Below are 518 nucleotides of genomic sequence, written 5' to 3'. Positions count from 1 at the left end.
TCAACTTCGTCACGCTTAGTACCACGTAGAAGTGCACCAACGTTCTCACCAGCACGACCTTCGTCAAGAAGCTTACGGAACATCTCAACACCAGTACAAGTAGTAGTTGTAGTCTCTTTGATACCTACGATTTCTACTTCGTCACCTACGCGTAGGATACCGCGCTCGATACGACCAGTTACAACTGTACCACGACCTTGGATCGAGAATACGTCTTCGATTGGTAGTAGGAACGGTTGGTCTACTGCACGCTCTGGCTCTGGGATGTAAGAGTCTAGTGCTTCTGCAAGCTCAACGATTTTCGCTTCCCACTGCTCTTCGCCGTTTAGTGCGCCTAGTGCAGAACCTTGGATAACTGGTAGGTCATCACCTGGGAAATCGTACTCAGATAGAAGTTCACGAACTTCCATTTCAACTAGCTCTAGAAGCTCTTCATCATCAACCATGTCACACTTGTTCATGAATACGATGATGTAAGGGATACCAACCTGACGGCCTAGTAGGATGTGCTCACGAGT

1 protein-coding gene is annotated in these 518 nt (G+C 47.7%); it reads right to left on the bottom strand.

All coding sequences use genetic code 11. The annotated features are described in order from the left end of the window. Positions 1-518 (bottom strand): EF-Tu/IF-2/RF-3 family GTPase (locus MMA19_RS26490; RefSeq protein ID WP_240207779.1); only part of this gene is annotated, 518 nt, incomplete at both ends.

Origin of the sequence: Vibrio sp. CyArs1 (genome assembly GCF_022432925.1) — a bacterium.
In the GTDB taxonomy this organism is placed as follows: Bacteria; Pseudomonadota; Gammaproteobacteria; order Enterobacterales; family Vibrionaceae; genus Vibrio; species Vibrio mediterranei.
Note: the sequence above shows the minus strand (reverse complement) of the source record. Positions and strands in the feature narration are given on the sequence as shown.